The sequence below is a fragment of the Knoellia pratensis genome (genome assembly GCF_042666395.1).
GTDB lineage: Bacteria > Actinomycetota > Actinomycetes > Actinomycetales > Dermatophilaceae > Knoellia > Knoellia pratensis.
Window position 1 is genome coordinate 1,195,408 of record NZ_JBHTDJ010000003.1, and the last position, 16,522, is coordinate 1,211,929.

A 16,522-nucleotide genomic window follows, 5' to 3' on the forward strand; every position below is an offset into this window, starting at 1 on the left:
GTCAGCGACGGTGACGACCGTGCGAGCCGGGCGCCGTCTGCAAGGGCGCCCCAGTTTGTGATCGACGGCAGGTTTCGGCATGGTGGGCAGGTTGCACGAACCTGACCACGGCGGCAAATGAGTCGCGTACGAGACTGACGAGAACAACGAAGGAGCGGCGTTCGCGCCGAATCACCTGTGAACCAGAAACTCATGAACACCGGCCCGACAGCCCCAGGGGACGTGGCAGGGGAGCGCGAGATCCTCGACGGACCGCTCCTCGAGGAGAGCCTCCACCCGGCACTCGACCACGCGGTCGAGGAGCACCAGGCAGACGCCCCCCAGAAGCTCGACACGATCGTCTTCGGAGTCACGGCGGCCATCGCCATCGGCTTCGTCCTCTGGGGTTTTGTCAGCACGGAGACCCTCGGCTCGGCCTCGGACAGCGGCCTCTCGTGGGTCGTGCACAACATGGGCTGGCTGTTCTCGCTCGTGGCCTCGGGCTTCGTCATCTTCGTCATCTGGCTTGCCGCAGGGAAGTTCGGTCGCATCCCGCTCGGACGCGACGACGAGCAGCCTGAGTTCAAGACCGTCTCGTGGATCGCAATGATGTTCTCCGCGGGCATGGGCATCGGCCTGATGTTCTACGGCGTCTCCGAGCCGGTCGCGCACTTCGTCACCCCGCCTCCCGGGACCGGAGTGGCCGGTAACCCCGAAGCCGTCCAGACCGCGATGGCGACCACCCTCTTCCACTGGACGCTCCACCCGTGGGCGATCTACGCGGTCGTGGGACTCGCTGTCGCCTACGGCGTCTTCCGTCGGGGCCGCTCGCTGCTCATCAGCTCGGCCTTCGCGCCGCTCATCGGTGAGAGGCGGGCCAACGGGCCGGCCGGCCGCGTCATCGACATCCTCGCGATCTTTGCCACCCTCTTCGGGTCGGCTGCCTCGCTCGGCCTCGGCGCCCTGCAGATCGGCTCCGGTCTCGAGATCGTCGGCGGCATCGGCCGTGCGGGCAACGGCGTCCTCGTCGCGATCATCGTCGTCCTGACGCTCTGCTTCATCCTGTCGGCGGTCTCCGGTGTCTCCAAAGGCATCCAGTGGCTCTCGAACACCAACATGGTGCTGGCACTCGTGCTCGCCGTCTTCGTCTTCGTCGTCGGCCCGACCGTCTTCATCCTCAACCTCGTGCCGACCGCTGTGGGGTCCTACTTCCAGGACCTCGCGATGATGTCCGCGCGCACCGACGCCGCTGGCGGCGACGCGATGCAGACCTGGCTCTCGGGCTGGACGATCTTCTACTGGGCCTGGTGGGTCTCCTGGACGCCGTTCGTCGGCATGTTCATCGCGCGCATCTCGCGCGGTCGCACCATCCGCCAGTTCGTCACCGGTGTCCTGCTCGTGCCGAGCATGGTCTCGCTCGTCTGGTTCGCCATCTTCGGTGGCGCCGGGATCTTCACGCAGCGCGGTGGCACCGACCTGGCTGGCGCGGAGACGCCCGAGGCGACGTTGTTCTCCATGCTCGAGACGATGCCGCTGTCGACGGTCACCTCGATCGTCGTCATGCTGCTCGTCGCGATCTTCTTCATCTCCGGCGCCGATGCGGCCTCGATCGTCATGGGCACGCTCTCCGAGCGCGGCACCTTGGCGCCGAGTCGCCCCACGGTGATCTTCTGGGGTGCGGCCACCGGTGCCGTTGCTGCGGTGATGCTCGTCGTCGGTGGCGAGGATGCCCTGTCCGGGTTGCAGAACATCACGATCGTGGCGGCCCTGCCGTTCCTCTTCGTGATGGTCGGACTGGCCGTTGCCCTCGTGAAGGACCTGTCGAGCGACCCGCTCGTCGTCCGTCGGGCGTATGCCGTGGCGGCCGTCGAGCAGGCCATCGTCGCCGGTGTGACCGAGCACGGCGACGACTTCACCCTCACCTTCGAGGAGTCCAGGCCCGGCGAGGGTGTCGGCGAGCACGTCACCTTGTCCGGCGCCTCCTCAACCGTCGAACCGGTCGTGGTGGACACCCTCGACAAGGCGCGCGACGACGAGAAGGTGCTGAGCACGCCCACGTCCTGAACGCCTGAAGCAACCCGACTCGCATGGCTCCTAGACTGGGGCCATGCGAGTTGGTGTCTTCGGAGCGACCGGTCAGGTCGGCAATGTCATGCGCGCTCTCCTTGTGGAGCGGGGTTTCCCGGTCGAGGAGATGCGCTACTTCGCGTCGGCCCGTTCGGCCGGCACGACGTTGCCCTGGAAGGACAGCGAGGTCACCGTCGAGGACACGGCGACGGCTGACTTCTCCGGGCTCGATCTCGCCCTGTTCTCCAACGGAGGCACGGCTTCGAAGGAGTGGGCTCCGCGCGTGGCCGCTGCCGGAGCCGTTGTCGTCGACAACTCCTCGGCCTGGCGACGCGACCCGGATGTGCCTCTCGTGGTGAGTGAGGTGAACCCGCACGACCTCGACTCGATCCCCAAGGGCATTGTCGCGAACCCGAACTGCACGACCATGGCCGCGATGCCGGCCCTCAAGCCGTTGCACGACGTCGCTGGTCTCGTCGCACTTCGCGTGGCGTCCTACCAGGCCGTGTCCGGCTCTGGCGGTGCCGGTGTGCGCGAGCTCGACGGACAACTCCGCGGTGGGTATGCCGCTGGCGACCCTGCCGCTCTGGCTCTCGATGGTCGCGGGGTCACCATCCCGGACCCCACCCTGTATGCCGCGCGCATCGGCTTCAATGTCGTGCCGCTCGCCGGCTCGATCGTCGACGACGGCTCCCTCGAGACCGACGAGGAGCAGAAGCTGCGCAACGAGTCGCGCAAGATCCTGCACATCCCGGACCTGCGTGTCTCGGGGACGTGTGTGCGTGTGCCGGTCTTCACCGGCCACTCGCTCGCCATCCACGCCGAGTTCGCCGACGACATCACGCCCGAGCAGGCGCTCGAGCTGCTCGGCAAGGCTCCCGGTGTGGTCGTCACCGATGTCCCGAACCCGCTCGAAGCGGCCGGTCGCGACGAGGTCTTCGTCGGTCGCGTCCGCGTCGACCAGGCAGCGCCCGAGGGCAAGGGGCTCACACTCTTCGTCGTCGGTGACAACCTGCGCAAGGGTGCTGCCCTCAACGCGGTCCAGGTCGCCGAAGAACTCCTCAAGCGCCGCTGACTCGTCACCTTGCGTCTGCGCAAGTGGTGGTTCCAGCCGCCACTTCCGCAGACTCAACGGGCTGGGGCGGAGCGTCAGAGGGCGGTCATCCAGTTGCGCCAGGTCTGGGTGACCTGCATCCCGACGTGGTCAGCCGCCGCGACGAGGCGGTCACCGTCCCAGATACCGATGCTCTCCGGCTCGAGGTCGAAGCTGCCCCGGCCCAGTCGCCCTGGATGTCCTCGATCTCGATGGCCACCTCGCCGGCATCCACGAGCTCAGTGGCTGCGACGAGATTTGCATGGGCTGGTCGCGGCGCGACAGTTGTGAGAGAGTCCTCTCGAAACAGTTCTCTCACAATTGGCGAAAGGTCGACGATGAGCAATCCGTACGGCGACGTCGAGCTCAGCCCCAAGAGCATGCGCGCACTGGCTCATCCAGTGCGTCTCGCGATCCTCAGCCGCCTCCAGGGGTACGGGCCGAGCACGGCGACCGCGCTGGCACCACTTGTCGGGGCCACGCCATCGGTCACGAGCTGGCACCTGCGCCACCTCGCCGAGCATGGTCTCGTGCGCGATGCCGACGTCGAGGCGGATGGGCGACAGCGCTGGTGGGAGGCCGTGGGGAGGGGCTTCCGGTTCACGCCCCCCGCAGACGAGGTCGGCCAGGATGCGGCGAGCCTGCTCTCGCGCGTCATGTTCGACCAGGCCGAGCACCTGCCGGCCGAATGGGCCCGCGACGTCGAACCGTTGCTCGAGCCACAGTGGCGTCGTTCGGCGGGGTTGTCGAACACGACGATCCTGGCAACGTCCGACGAGCTGGATGAGATCGAAGCCGCGATCGAGAGCGTGTTGGCGCCCTACGTGCTGCGCAAGGGTGAGGCGTCCGCCGAGGTGGCAACCGGCACCCGCCGGGTCCGGATGCTGCGCTACGTCCTGCCGACGGCGGTCGTCGAGGAGCCCGACGAGGAGGAGCCGTGAGTGTAAGGGGCACCCGGGCGCCGCTGTGGCGCGACAGCCGGTTCGCGACCTACTGGGCCGGTCAGGGCATCTCGCAGTTCGGAGACCGGATCACCGAGCTGGCGCTGCCGTTCATCGCCGTCACGACATTGCAGGCCAGTGCTCCCACGGTGGGTCTGCTCACTGCCGCGGTGTGGGCACCCAACATCCTGTCGATCTTCATCGGATCCTGGGTCGACCAGCAGTCGCGCAAGCGCCGCCTGCTCATCGTGGCTGATCTCCTGCGGGCCGTCGTCCTGCTCAGCCTCCCTCTCGCGCACTGGTTCGGGGTCGTCACCATGGGCCAGCTGATCGCCGTGGCGCTGGTCGCGGGACTGGGGCAGGTGCTGTACCAAACGGCATACCCAAGCTTCTTTGTTTCTCTCGTGCGGCGCGATCAGTTCGTCGAGGCCAATGGGCTGCTCAGCTCGACGCGGTCGATCTCCTACGTCGGTGGTCCGGCGCTGGCCGGTGGTCTCATCCAGGCCTTCACCGCGCCGGTGGCGCTGCTCGTCGACGCCGTCTCCTTCCTTGCGTCCGCAGTCCTCATCGGCCGGGTCAAGGTCGAGGACCGTCCGGTGGCCGTGTCGGAGGGCAGTCTCTGGCGACGGTCGCGGGAGGGCATGGGCCTCGTGCTGCGCCACCCCTACCTGCGTGCCTCCCTCGCCTGCGTCACCACGATCAACTTCTTCAACTTCGTCGCGGCAGCGCTGCTCATCCTCTTCGCGAGCCGACAGCTGGACCTGTCGGCTGGCGCGATCGGTCTGGCGCTGGGCATCGGTGCCACGGGTGGTGTTCTTGGCGCAGTCCTGGCTGGCCGAGTCACGCGATGGCTCGGGGTGGGGCGCACGATCTGTGTCGGGGCCGTGCTCTTCTCGGCTCCCTTCGCGCTGCTGCCGTTGGCCGGTGGGCCCCTGTGGATGCGGATGGGAGTCCTCGGCCTCGTGGAGTTCATCGCTGGCTTCGGCGTGATGCTCCTCGACGTGCCGCTCAACGCGTTGCAGACCGCTGTCACTCCTGACGCCGTGCGGAGCCGGGTGACGGGTGCCTTCACCACGGTGAACTACGGCATCCGACCGGTGGGCGCGGTGCTCGGTGGCTTCCTCGGCGAGTGGTTCGGCATCGGACCGACGATGGTCGTCGCAGCCATCGGTGGAACGCTGTCCATCCTGTGGCTCGTCGGGTCGCCGATTCCGGGCACCCGCACGATCGAGGAGCTCGACGACGTCTTCCCGGACCTCGTGACCCGATCAACCTGACCGGACATAGGGTCGGTTCCGTGACTCGCAAAGCTGCCCTCATCCGCCGCCCCGGTTCGCGTCTCGCCGACGGGCTCGTCACCCACCTCGAGAAGTCGAGCATCGACCTCGACCTCGCTCTCCACCAGTGGGAGGCGTATGCCGCGTGCCTGCGTTCTGCAGGTTGGGAGACTTTCGAGGTCCCTCCTGCCGATGACTGCCCCGACGCGGTCTTCATCGAGGACGCCGTCGTGGTCAGTGGGGATCTCGCGATCCTGACGAATCCCGGTGCGACAGAACGCAAACCGGAGGTGGCTGGGGTCGAGTCCGTGGTGCGTGACCTCGGCTACCGCGTCGTGCGGATCAAGGACCCGGGCACGCTCGACGGTGGAGACGTCCTCAAGGTGGGCGACACGGCATACGTCGGTCTGGGCGGACGCACCAACGGTGCGGGGATCCGGCAGCTCGCCGAGCACTTCGCCACCGTCGGCCTGCGCACCCAGGCCGTGACCGTGGAGCGAGCGCTCCACCTCAAGTCGGCCGTGACCGCGTTGCCCGATGGCACGGTCATCGGCTGGGACCCGGTCGTGGACTGGCCCGGAGCGTTCCCCGTCTATGAAGGCATGCCCGAGGAGCCGGGAGCGCATGTCGTGCACCTCGACGACAACCTGCTGCTCATGGCGGCCAGCGCGCCGCGCACGGCAGAGTTGCTGCGTGGTCGCGGCCACGAGGTCGTCACCGTCGACATCAGTGAGTTCGAGAAGCTCGAGGGCTGCGTCACCTGTTTGTCGGTCCGCTGCCGCGGCTGATCGGTCCGGGGCTCAGTCGGACCAGGTCCAACCTCGTTCGGCGAGTGCCTCCCGGAGGAATCGGACCGCGACGGGCCCGACGCCGTGCATCGCCGTGAGCTGGGCCTCGCTCAGGTCCCGTACCTGCTCGAGCGTCCAGATCCCCTGAGCGCGAAGGGCGCGGGTCGCGGGAGCACCGATGCGCGGGAGGGGCGTGCCGGCCGGCGCGGCCTCGCGGTCGAGTCGAGGCGTGCTGGCTTCGGCATCGACGACGGCCACACCACGGGGCGAGAGGCGATGGCCGATGTCGAGGGACTCGGTCAGACCCAACTCCTTGAGCTTGCGCACGTCCCGTTTGAAGCTCGGTGTGTCGCGGCCCAGCTCTGCGGCCAGGTCAGGGGCGCGCACCGTGGGGGAGCGGTCGATGATCGCCAGGCTCGCGCGGGTCCAGGGGCCGATCGACGAGGCCGCGTCGAGCCGGTCGAGGCGGACCCGGATGGTGGCCACCTCATCGGCGTCGGGTGCGGTCGCGCGCAGGGCCTCACGCGGGTCGGCACCGGCATACGTCAGGCCCATTCGCCATGCCGGGCGGTCTGCCTTGCCCTCCAGCATCCGACGCAGCTCGACGAGGGATGCCGCGCCGGCCCGCCGTGCGTCGGCGGCCGTGATCCGACTCTTCTTGCGTCTGCGGATGTGGCGGTTCTAGCAACCACAGGCGCAGACGCAAGGGTGCGGGGGTGACCACAAGGCGGACCGGCCGTCGACGGATCGGTGCGCGCACGGCATACTCGATGTCGTGCAGCACTGTCTCCTCCTTCTCTGCCGCGGCGAGGCCTGAATCGGCCCTCCTCGTCGCGGAGTTCGCTGTGCCCATGGCTGAGCACACGACGAGCAGTGAGTAGAGGCGCAAGATGATCCACCCCCAGCAGTCGTCCAGAATGCCGACGTCGAAGTACGTCGCCTTCCAGGACCAGATCGAGGTCCACCTCCCCGACCGCACCTGGCCCGACCAGGTCATGTCCAAGGCCCCGCGTTGGTGCGCGGTCGACCTGCGGGACGGCAACCAGGCGCTGATCGACCCGATGGACTCCGAGCGCAAGATGCGGATGTTCAAGCTCCTCGTTCGCATGGGCTACAAGGAGATCGAGGTCGGCTTCCCGAGCGCCAGCCAGACCGACTTCGACTTCTGTCGCGAGCTGATCGACGGCGGGCACATCCCCGACGACGTGACGATCCAGGTGCTCACCCAGTGTCGCGACCACCTCGTCGAGCGCACCTTCGACGCGATCCGGGGGAGCAAGCAGGCGATCGTCCACTTCTACAACTCCACCTCGATACTGCAGCGGCGAGTCGTCTTCGACCTGCCCAAGGAAGGCATCATCGACATCGCCCTCCAGGGCGCGCGGCTGTGTCGCAAGCTCGAGGAGACGGTGCCCGACACCGACGTCTACTACGAGTACTCGCCGGAGTCCTACACGGGCACCGAGCTCGAGTTCGCGGTGGAGATCTGCAACGCGGTCATCGAGGTCATCGACCCGACGCCGGATCACAAGATGATCATCAACCTGCCCGCGACCGTCGAGATGGCGACGCCGAACGCCTATGCCGACTCGATCGAGTGGATGGTGCGCCACCTCGATCGTCGTGAATCCGTTGTCGTGAGCCTGCATCCGCACAATGACCGCGGTGAGGGAGTTGCTGCTGCGGAGCTCGGCTACCTCGCCGGCGCCGACCGCATCGAGGGCTGCCTGTTCGGCAACGGTGAGCGCACCGGCAACGTCTGTCTCGTCACGCTCGGCATGAACCTCTACAGCCAGGGCATCGACCCGCAGATCGACTTCTCCGACATGGCCGAGATCCGTCGCACGGTCGAGTACTGCAACCAGCTGCCCGTGCACGAGCGGCACCCGTGGGGTGGTGACCTCGTCTACACAGCCTTCTCCGGGTCGCACCAGGACGCGATCAAGAAGGGCCTCGACGACATGGAACGTCGAGGCAAGGCGGACGGCAAGACGATCAACGAGCTCGCCTGGGGCGTGCCCTACCTGCCGATCGACCCGCACGACATCGGCCGCTCCTACGAGGCCGTGGTCCGCGTCAACAGCCAGTCCGGCAAGGGCGGCTCGGCCTACCTGCTCAAGTCCGAGCACGGTCTCGACCTGCCGCGCCGTTTGCAGATCGAGTTCAGCCAGGTCGTCCAGCGCCGCGCCGACGAGCAGGGGGGCGAGATCACGGCCAAGGAGCTGTGGAAGATCTTCCGCGACGAGTACCTCCCGGCCAAGCCCGGGAAGCACAACGAATGGGGCAGGTTCACCCCGGTGAGCCACACCCTCGTGAGCGCCGGCGACGGGCGTGACCACATCACTGCGGTCATGCTCGACCACGGCGAGGAGATCACACTCGACGGCTTCGGCAACGGCCCGATCGCGGCCTTCATCGACGCGCTCGGGACGCTCGGGGTGGACGTGCGGGTTCTCGACTACTCCGAGCACGCGCTGTCCTCCGGTGGTGACGCGAAGGCTGCGGCCTACGTCGAGTGTGCCGTCGCTGGCCGCGTGCTGTGGGGCGTCGGCATGCACTCGTCGATCGTGCGGGCCTCGCTGACCGCTGTGCTCTCGGCGGTCAACCGGGCCGCCCGCGACGCCGACTCCTGACCGACGCCCTGACGCCCTGACGCCCTGACGCGGAAGTCGCCTGGTGACGCGGTTGTTGCCGCGTCAGCTGACGACTTCCGCGTCATGCGTCACCGGTGAGGCCTTCGTGGAGGCGTAGGCGTGACCCTGCTCACGGTCGAGCTCGGTCTCGCTCTTGTTGCGCAGCACGAAGATGTAGACGAGCAGTGACGCTGCGATGCAGAGCGTGACGTAGACGATGAACGCGGTGACGTGGTCGCTCTTCTTCGCGGCCTCGTAGATGACCGGCGCAGTGCCACCGAACACCGAGTTGGCCAGTGCATAGCCGACGCCGACACCGAGCGCACGCACCCGAACGGGGAACAGCTCGGCCTTGACGATCGCGTTGATCGACGTGTAGCCGGTGAGGATGACGTAGCCGACCGCGACGAGTGCCCACGACCCCATTGGGTCGGTGATCTGGGGCAGGTAGGTGATCAGGAAGTACGTCCAGATGACGCCGCCGATACCGAAGAAGACCAGCATGGGCTTGCGGCCGATCCGGTCGCTGATCAGGCCGCCGATGGGCTGCAGGGCCATGAGGAAGAGCAGCAGCGTGAGGTTGATCCAGCTCGCGGTCAGGCCCTCACCCTTGTAGGTCGCCTTGATGGTGGCGGGAGCGTTGACGCTGTAGGTGTAGAACGCGATGGTGCCGCCCATGGTGATGAGGAAGCAGGTGAGCAGCGCCTTGCGGTGGGTGGTGAAGAGCGTGCGCAAGGAGCCCGACTCCTTGTCGACGGAGTCCAGGTCGGATGCCGACATCGACTCGTCCATCGTCGAGCGCAGCCAGAACACCGTGACCGCGGCCAGGCCACCGACCGCGAAGGCGATGCGCCAGCCGTAGGCAGACATCTGCTCGTCGTCGAGGAAGACCTGAAGAACAAGCAGCATCAGCTGCGCCAGGGCATGCCCGCCGATGAGGGTGACGTACTGGAAGGACGAGAAGAAACCACGCCGCTCCGCCGTCGCCGCCTCGGACATGTAGGTGGCCGAGGTGCCGTACTCCCCGCCTGTCGCGAAGCCCTGGAGCAGGCGACACATCACCAGCAGGACGATCGCGAGCGACCCGATGCTGTCGTGAGTGGGGAGCAGGGCGATCACCATCGACGCCACTGCCATCATCGAGATGCTGAGGACGAGCGCAGGTCGGCGACCGCGGCGGTCGGCATAGCGTCCGAAGAACCACGAGCCGACAGGTCGCATGATGAAGGTCACCGCAAAGATGGCCATGGTGAAGATGCCGGCGTTGGGTTCGTCGCCCCCGAAGAACTCAGGCTCGAAGTACGTCGCGAACACCGTGTAGACGTAGACGTCGTACCACTCGACGAGGTTTCCGGACGACCCCTTCAGGGTGTTGAGGACAGCGCGCTGAGTGGTGTTCTCCGGTCGACCGACGGTGGTTGAAGACATGGGTCGACTTTACGGAGTGCTCTTCCCGTCGGCTACTCGGCGTGCTCAGCCGACGGTCACCGTGGCCGTGCGGCTCACGCCGTTGACGGTCACCGTGAGCGTTCCCGTTCCGGTCCGCAGGCCGGTCACCTTCCCGGTCACCGGGTTGTATGCCGCGACAGCAGACGCCGCCGCAGATCCCGTTCCGACGTGGACCCGTTGACCACTCCAGGACGCGCTCACCGGGTAGGCGAGCGGGAAGGTGCGCGTGCCCTGCCTGATCGTCGTCGTCACGGGCAGTGAGGCACCCACGGGGACGGACGGCATACTCACAGTCAGTTCGTCGACGTGCGGACGGATCTGGACCCGGGCCCACGGGTGAGGGCCGGGCTCGGCCGGGTCGGCGCGATAGAGCTTGGGCGCTGGGGTCAGGGGCGCCTCGGGGTCGATGCGCACGGTCGTCCAGCCGGAGAAGCCACCCTCGTCGGGGGACGTCGACGGAGCCTTGCCCGAGTTGCCGTTGATGACGTAGGGCACGGCGTTGACGCGGCCCGCGGAGAATGCACCGACGTGACCGCCGACGAAGAGTGCACCCTTGCCCGTCCTGGCCCGGAAGTCGGACAGCCATGTCTCCACCGTCTGGGCCTCCACCCGGTCGAGCATCTGGGACGCCTTGACGGGGCTCGGGTCGCGCGGCGGGTGGTGCCAACCAATGACGACACCGTTGACGGCGTCGTTCTGCTCGGCGTCATCGAGGGCGGAGCGCAGCATCTGCCACTGGTCGAAGCCGCCGCCACGGAGCGTGCCCATGGAGGAGTCGAGCAGGACGAACCGCGTGCCCTTGTGGACGAAGCTGTGGTGGGTCGCGCCGAAGACCGCGCTGAAGTTGCTCGTCGACCCGGGACCGTAGATCTCGTGGTTGCCAGGGAGGTAGTACCACTTCACTCCCTTGGCGGTGAGCTCCTCGTCGATGACCTTCTTGGCCAGCGCGAAGTCGGCGGGGTAGCCGGTGTCCACCAGGTCTCCAGTGATGACCACGAAATCCGGTGTGCTGGAGACGATTTCGCGCATCGTGCGACGCACGGCCGGCACGAGCGACTGGTTGTCGGCGGTGAACTGACCGTCCGACATCACCGCATAGCTGAACTGCTCACCCGACGTGCTGAGCGCGGTGTGCTGCTGCACCACCGGGTCCTGGACCACGGGCCCGTCAGGCGCACTCACCGGGGGAGCGGTCTTGACGACGAGGTCGTCGAACACCACGGCACCCGTGTAGGAGCGGGCGGCCCCGGTCTCGATGGCCGCCACGAAGTTGAGGGTGATCGGCCCCGGGAGAGTCTGTGGGACCGGCACCTCCATGTACTTCCAGCCGGTCCACGTGATGTAGGGCCCATAGAGCGAGGCGGCCTTGCCCTCACCGTCGCTGATGCCGAACGAGGTCCACGCGCCCTTGCCGTCGCCGAGGACCCACACGCCCAGCGCGAGCGGCTGGCCTTGGGTGATCGTGATCGGCGTGGCCGGTCGCGCATAGCCGACGCGGGTCGCCGTCGACAGGGTGAAGTCGTAGTTCATCTTCAGTCCGGTGCCACCCTCGCGACCAGGCGCCGGCTCCACTGAACCTGCCGCGCGGGCCTGGGTGAACCGCCACGTCGCGGCGTCGTCGAAGGTGCTGAGGGTCGTGCTCACCGAACCGATCGCCACCGGCACGTGCGTGACGACACCCTTGGCGGTGGCCTTGATGACCACGGCTCCGGTGGTGACTCCGGCCTTGGCCCTGACGGTGAAGTCGACACCCGCGCTCGTGACGTCGACCAGCGCCTTGTCGTAGTCGAGCGTGACGTCGCCTGTCTCGAGTGGCGTCTCGAAACCGTTGGCATCAGCGCCGATCACCCGGAACGTCGACGGCTCAGCGGGGTCGAGGATGGACACCTTGTCAACGCTGGGCCGCAGTCGCAGCAGCGGTCCGAGGACGGTCAGCGTGAGGGTCTCCTTGAGGGCCTTGATCTCCGCGGTGGCGACGACTTGGCCGGGCGCACTCGCGCGCAGCAGTCCAGTTCCCGAGATGGTCGCGTTCCCCTGTGCCCGGTATGCCGGTGAGGCCGCCACGGGTGCGTACGTCTCGTCGTGTCCCAGGGCAGTGAGCTGTCGCGTGAGTCCGGGGAAGACTCGCCGCAGGTCCACGTTCTCTTCGTCAGAGGTGGTGATGAGCCGGAGACCTCGGACCTGTCCCGAGCCGGCGGCGGCGAACAGGCCGACGCCGTCGGGGACCGGTCGCAGGTGTCCGTCGGAGGGTTGGTTCTCGACGTCGAGGTCGGTCTCGCCGGCCTCGCGGGCGAGCATGGTCGAGGACCCGCCGCCGTCGAGGTTGATGCCGGAGGTGGCTCCGACCTCCTTGAGGAAGGCACCGGTCTCGGCATAGGTCATACCGCGCGAGGCGGCCATGCGTCCATCGACCGTGAGGACGAACATCGTGGAGCCGTCGGCGTTGAAGCCGATGGCGGTGCGCGGGTGGATGGCCTTGTCGGTCTGAGGAAGGACGACGCCGTCCTTGAGGAGCATCGTGTTGCCGGAGATCGCCATCTTGAGGTTGGCGCCCTCGTTGCGCAGGGCGTAGTCCACGCTGACCCTGTCGCCGACGGTGAGGGCGGCGAGCTTGTCCGCTCCTGTCCCGCGACCCACCACGGCCAGCTGGTCCTTGTCGAGCTGCCCCTCACCGGCCACCGTGGCGACCGACTCGACGACGCCGCCTCGGGTCACGACCTCGCGGACCTTCGTCGCGCCTCCGGTGACCCGGGTCCGGGTGTAGTCACCCCACAGGGGAGTGAAGACCGTGACACCGTTCGTCGGGATGGCGGTCTGGTTGAGGCCTTCCAGCGGGATGGACCCCGTCGGCAGGGAAATGGAACCTTGCAGGAACATCGACGTGATCTGGCCGAGGTTGGTGTCACCCACGCCGAGCGCGTGGTTGTGCCCCGGGTTCGGACCCTTGACTACGGTGCCGTCGAGCTGCTTGGCGCCACCCTCGGGGGCGCTGGAGTTGTTGATGTCGAAGTAGTCGCCGTTGACCGCTGCCACAGCGCGGCGCGGTTCGGCCTGCTCCGTCAACGGGGATGCGGCCGCGACCTTGCCGGCGTTGATGTAGTCGGGCCTGACCGAACCTGCCGCCAGGTCGACCTTGAGCAGGTCGCCACGCATGAACCCGCCGGCATCGAGCCACTCGAAGGATCGCAGCGACACGGCGGGTGCCACAGGCCTGGTCACATCGCTCAGCCAGAGGCGATCGTCGATCTGGTTCGCCTGTGGCGCAACGACTCTCGGCTCGCTGACATCGGAGCTGCCAGCGGCGATGCGTCCGGCGGCCGCGTCCACGCCCGCGATGACTGGTGCACTGCCGTCGTGGTCAGGTCCGACAGGGGAGGCCTGGGCTCCGGTGGGAGCGAGGAGGCCGAGCGGGAGAGCGATCGTCGCGGCGACGAGGCCCTTCCAGGAGCGAGAGCGGGTCGATCGCGAGGAGGCGGGCATGTCGAGAAGTCCACCGCGGCGAAGTGTGGTGGAAACAATTTCCCGATGAATAGCCGGCAAACGTAACTTGTTCACATGACGAGTCTGGCACTGACTGCTGCCGAGCGCGCGGTGAGCGAACGGCCGTGAATCCCGGTGGCCCGTTCCTCAGAATGTCAGGACTTCCGCCGTCGTCGTCGCCGCCTCGTGGTCGTCGGGGTTGGGCTCGATGCCGATGCCGGGCCCGTCGGGGAGCTGTCAGCGAATCCCGTGCGGCCGGAACTGGATCGAGATCCTCGGCCCGACCGGCTTGGAGGTCTTGGGGATCGCGTGGTCCCAGGTGCGCTGGCATGAGCCACCCATCACCACGAGGTCGCCGTGGCCGAGCGAAAAGCCGATGGACGAGCCACCGCCACGGGGCCGCAGCATCAGCGACCGAGCCGATCCGACGGACAGGATCGCGACCATCGTGTCCTGGTCCTTGGCCCGCCCGATCCGGTCACCGTGCCACGCGACGGAGTCGCGTCCGTCCCTGTAGAGGCACATCCCGGCGGTGACGAACGGCTCACCCAGCTCACCGGCATACCTGTCGGACAACGTTTTTCGCGCTTGGGTGAGGACGGGGTGGGGGAGCGCCTCATCCGATTCGTAGAACTTCAGCAACCGAGGGACGTCGACGATGCGTTCGTACATCTCGCGCCGCTCGGCCTTCCACGGCACGTCGTCGTGGAGTGCATCGAAGAGCAGGTCGGCGCCGGTGAGCCAGCTCGGTTGGTAGTCGACCCACGCGCCGCGCGACAGGATCGTGCGGGTCGGGGCGAGCGCCCCGAGGTCGATGGCGTCACCGGTGTCGAAGAGTGAGTGCTGCAGCGCTGCGGCCATGCCGCCGAGCCTAGCAAGAATCGAACGTGTGTTCTAGTGCAAAACGCGCGGCGTATGCCGCGTGCACCACGACCGCTCCCGGGTCGCGGAGCGGTCGTGGGCGTTTCGTGGGCGTCGGGCCCGGTCAGATCGTGAGCTTGGCCCACGTGACCGGACCGACGACACCGTCGGCGAGGAGGCCGCGACTGGTCTGGAAGGCCTTCGCCTTGCCCACGGTGACCGAGCCGAAGACACCGTCAGCGGTGAGGGTGTAGCCGCGTGCGGTCAGGGCCTTCTGGGCGCCGATGACCGCCTGACCCGAGGAGCCCGACTTCACCGTGACGACGAGCGCGGCCCACGTCTTGGGTCCGACCTCGCCATCGGCGAGGAGGCTGCGCGAGGTCTGGAAGGCCTTGACCTTGCCGACCGTGACCGAACCGAAGACCCCGTCGACGGTCAGGGACTGTCCGTGGGCCTTGAGCAGGTGCTGAATGGCGGTGACGCGGAAGCCGGAGGCACCGGACTTCACGGTGGACCAGGCGATGGTCGAGGGTGGGGTGGCGCCGCCGATCTTGGCCACGAGTGGCGCGATGCGCGAGTCGCCCGGGCGCACGTTGATCTCGAAGTGCATCTCGTCCTTGCGACCCGAGTAGTCGCCACCCCAGCGCACGACACCGTTGCAGTAGTTGAGGATCGAGCGGATCCGGCTCACCTGCGCAGCCGAGAACGTGCCGGAGGCGCCGAGCGGGTGCCGGGGCGCGTTGCAGTCGATGGCCGTGCCCGACGCGTGGTTCGACAGGCTCGTGCTGCCCGAGATGACGCGGTAGTTGTAGCCCCAGCAGCCGGGGGTGGCCAGCGCCTCGACCTCACTGTGGAAGCGACGCGCGACGTAGCCCAGGATCGTGTGGACCTGTCCGCCCCGGACCCCCGCCGGGAAGCTGTGACCGGACACGGTGAGGGCGGTGATGCCGATGGAGCTGGCGCTGCTGCTCGCCGGCCACCCGTTCTGCGACGTGGCGGCGTGCGCCGCGCTCGCGCCGGCGACGACGAGACCGCCGCTGAGGGCGAGACCGCCGGCTCCCCGCAGGAGCATCCGCCTCCCCACGTCCGGCGTCTGCGTGAGTGAGTCGTGGTCGTGAAGTCCTGGTTGGTCGTGAAGTTCACACATGGTTCTACCCCTCGTTCGATGCATGGAGTGCCTCTGCCGCAACGAACCTAGGAGCGCCCGGCGGGCGCGTACATGGGGAGGACTCCCCGTCACCTCAGGGTGTCGTCGACTTCGTCATTGAAGGAAAGACCCAAACTCGAGGTGTATGCCGTGTGCCCGCCGGGTGCGTAGGCGAACCACCCCATCTCCGACTCTGTGACGTCAGGAAGTGGCCACAGCTCTCTCGCTTGGCCAGAGGCCTCTCGCACTGCACCCAGGTCCAAGGACACAAACGTCTCGGGAACGTCGAGTGATGACCACGCCACGACGAGTTCGGCTTCACCCGCGGGCACGGGCGCAATCCACATGTGCTGTGAGGCCCGCAGCTCACCCGAGATACCACCCGTTGGAATGAAAAGAGGGGCATCGGCCGTGCCCGGCTCGTCAGGCCCCACATCTGGTGAGTGGCCAAGATCGCCCGCACCCAGCTTGGTCCCATCGTCGAGGAGCAAACCGACCTGCGGCTCCTCGGGCAGGCCGTGGCGGTCCTGCGCGCGCGATGCTGAATCCGGGTTTACCCACGTCTCGATGCGCAGGGACATCCCGCGGTCGTAGGCCTGGGCGTCCATGACCCGGATGACGACGTTGTCCGTCGCGACGACGTCGACCTCGATCGGCACCACCGCCGGGACGACGTTGATCGGCGGTGCCCACGGGACGTTGGCGAACTGGCGCGTCTCCTCAGGCTCGTCCGGCTGCGGGAGGGGTGGCTCGAAGAACGGTGCGCGAGAGCTCATGGCGACACGGTAAGCGCGACGGGCGGCACGG

Annotated in this window: 13 protein-coding genes; 7 read left to right on the forward strand and 6 right to left on the reverse strand. The window is 67.6% G+C overall.

All coding sequences use genetic code 11. From position 1 onward, the window contains the following. The first annotated feature begins 192 nt into the window (after positions 1–192). The 5 genes from ACFQRE_RS15585 (at position 193) to ddaH (ending at position 6,145) form a co-directional block, all read left to right on the forward strand. Positions 193–2,043: a BCCT family transporter gene (locus ACFQRE_RS15585; RefSeq protein ID WP_380124003.1), complete on the forward strand. Its 1,851-nt coding sequence runs from the start codon at positions 193–195 to the stop codon at positions 2,041–2,043. A gap of 43 nt (positions 2,044–2,086) precedes the next feature. Further along, complete coding sequence (locus tag ACFQRE_RS15590) at positions 2,087–3,121, forward strand: aspartate-semialdehyde dehydrogenase (RefSeq protein ID WP_380124005.1); 1,035 nt, start codon at positions 2,087–2,089, stop codon at positions 3,119–3,121. Between the two features lie 356 nt (positions 3,122–3,477). Continuing rightward, on the forward strand, positions 3,478–4,080 hold the full coding sequence (locus ACFQRE_RS15595; RefSeq protein WP_380124007.1) for an ArsR/SmtB family transcription factor: 603 nt from the start codon (positions 3,478–3,480) through the stop codon (positions 4,078–4,080). Beyond that, positions 4,077–5,357, forward strand: a complete 1,281-nt coding sequence (locus tag ACFQRE_RS15600) for an MFS transporter (protein ID WP_380124009.1) — start codon at positions 4,077–4,079, stop codon at positions 5,355–5,357. The genes ACFQRE_RS15595 and ACFQRE_RS15600 overlap by 4 nt, the downstream gene beginning before the upstream one ends. A gap of 20 nt (positions 5,358–5,377) precedes the next feature. Next, positions 5,378–6,145: a dimethylargininase gene (ddaH, locus tag ACFQRE_RS15605; RefSeq protein ID WP_380124011.1), complete on the forward strand. Its 768-nt coding sequence runs from the start codon at positions 5,378–5,380 to the stop codon at positions 6,143–6,145. A gap of 12 nt (positions 6,146–6,157) precedes the next feature. Here ddaH and ACFQRE_RS15610 read toward each other — a convergent pair whose 3' ends face one another. Continuing rightward, positions 6,158–6,736 (reverse strand): hypothetical protein, encoded by a 579-nt coding sequence (locus ACFQRE_RS15610; protein ID WP_380124013.1) that lies wholly within the window; start codon positions 6,734–6,736, stop codon positions 6,158–6,160. 125 nt (positions 6,737–6,861) lie between these two features. Here ACFQRE_RS15610 and ACFQRE_RS15615 point away from each other — a divergent pair, with 125 nt between their 5' ends. Together ACFQRE_RS15615 and leuA are read left to right on the forward strand one after the other, a co-directional pair. Next, positions 6,862–7,026, forward strand: coding sequence for a hypothetical protein (locus ACFQRE_RS15615; RefSeq protein ID WP_380124015.1), 165 nt, complete (start codon positions 6,862–6,864; stop codon positions 7,024–7,026). Between the two features lie 9 nt (positions 7,027–7,035). Further along, positions 7,036–8,778 (forward strand): 2-isopropylmalate synthase, encoded by a 1,743-nt coding sequence (gene leuA / locus ACFQRE_RS15620; RefSeq protein ID WP_380124017.1) that lies wholly within the window; start codon positions 7,036–7,038, stop codon positions 8,776–8,778. A 63-nt stretch (positions 8,779–8,841) separates the two neighbouring features. On the opposite strand, the gene ACFQRE_RS15625 is transcribed toward leuA, so the two are convergent. The 5 genes from ACFQRE_RS15625 to ACFQRE_RS15645 all read right to left on the reverse strand — a co-directional run bounded on the left by ACFQRE_RS15625 (position 8,842) and on the right by ACFQRE_RS15645 (position 16,491). Continuing rightward, complete coding sequence (locus ACFQRE_RS15625) at positions 8,842–10,206, reverse strand: MFS transporter (protein ID WP_380124019.1); 1,365 nt, start codon at positions 10,204–10,206, stop codon at positions 8,842–8,844. 45 nt (positions 10,207–10,251) lie between these two features. After that, positions 10,252–13,707, reverse strand: a complete 3,456-nt coding sequence (locus ACFQRE_RS15630; RefSeq protein ID WP_380124021.1) for a phosphodiester glycosidase family protein — start codon at positions 13,705–13,707, stop codon at positions 10,252–10,254. A gap of 237 nt (positions 13,708–13,944) precedes the next feature. After that, a complete protein-coding gene (locus ACFQRE_RS15635) occupies positions 13,945–14,568 on the reverse strand; it encodes an alpha-ketoglutarate-dependent dioxygenase AlkB (RefSeq protein WP_380124023.1) in 624 nt (207 codons plus the stop codon). A gap of 124 nt (positions 14,569–14,692) precedes the next feature. Continuing rightward, positions 14,693–15,715: a peptidoglycan-binding protein gene (locus ACFQRE_RS15640; RefSeq protein ID WP_380124025.1), complete on the reverse strand. Its 1,023-nt coding sequence runs from the start codon at positions 15,713–15,715 to the stop codon at positions 14,693–14,695. 89 nt (positions 15,716–15,804) lie between these two features. Continuing rightward, positions 15,805–16,491: a hypothetical protein gene (locus ACFQRE_RS15645; RefSeq protein ID WP_380124028.1), complete on the reverse strand. Its 687-nt coding sequence runs from the start codon at positions 16,489–16,491 to the stop codon at positions 15,805–15,807. Positions 16,492–16,522: the final 31 nt, after the last annotated feature.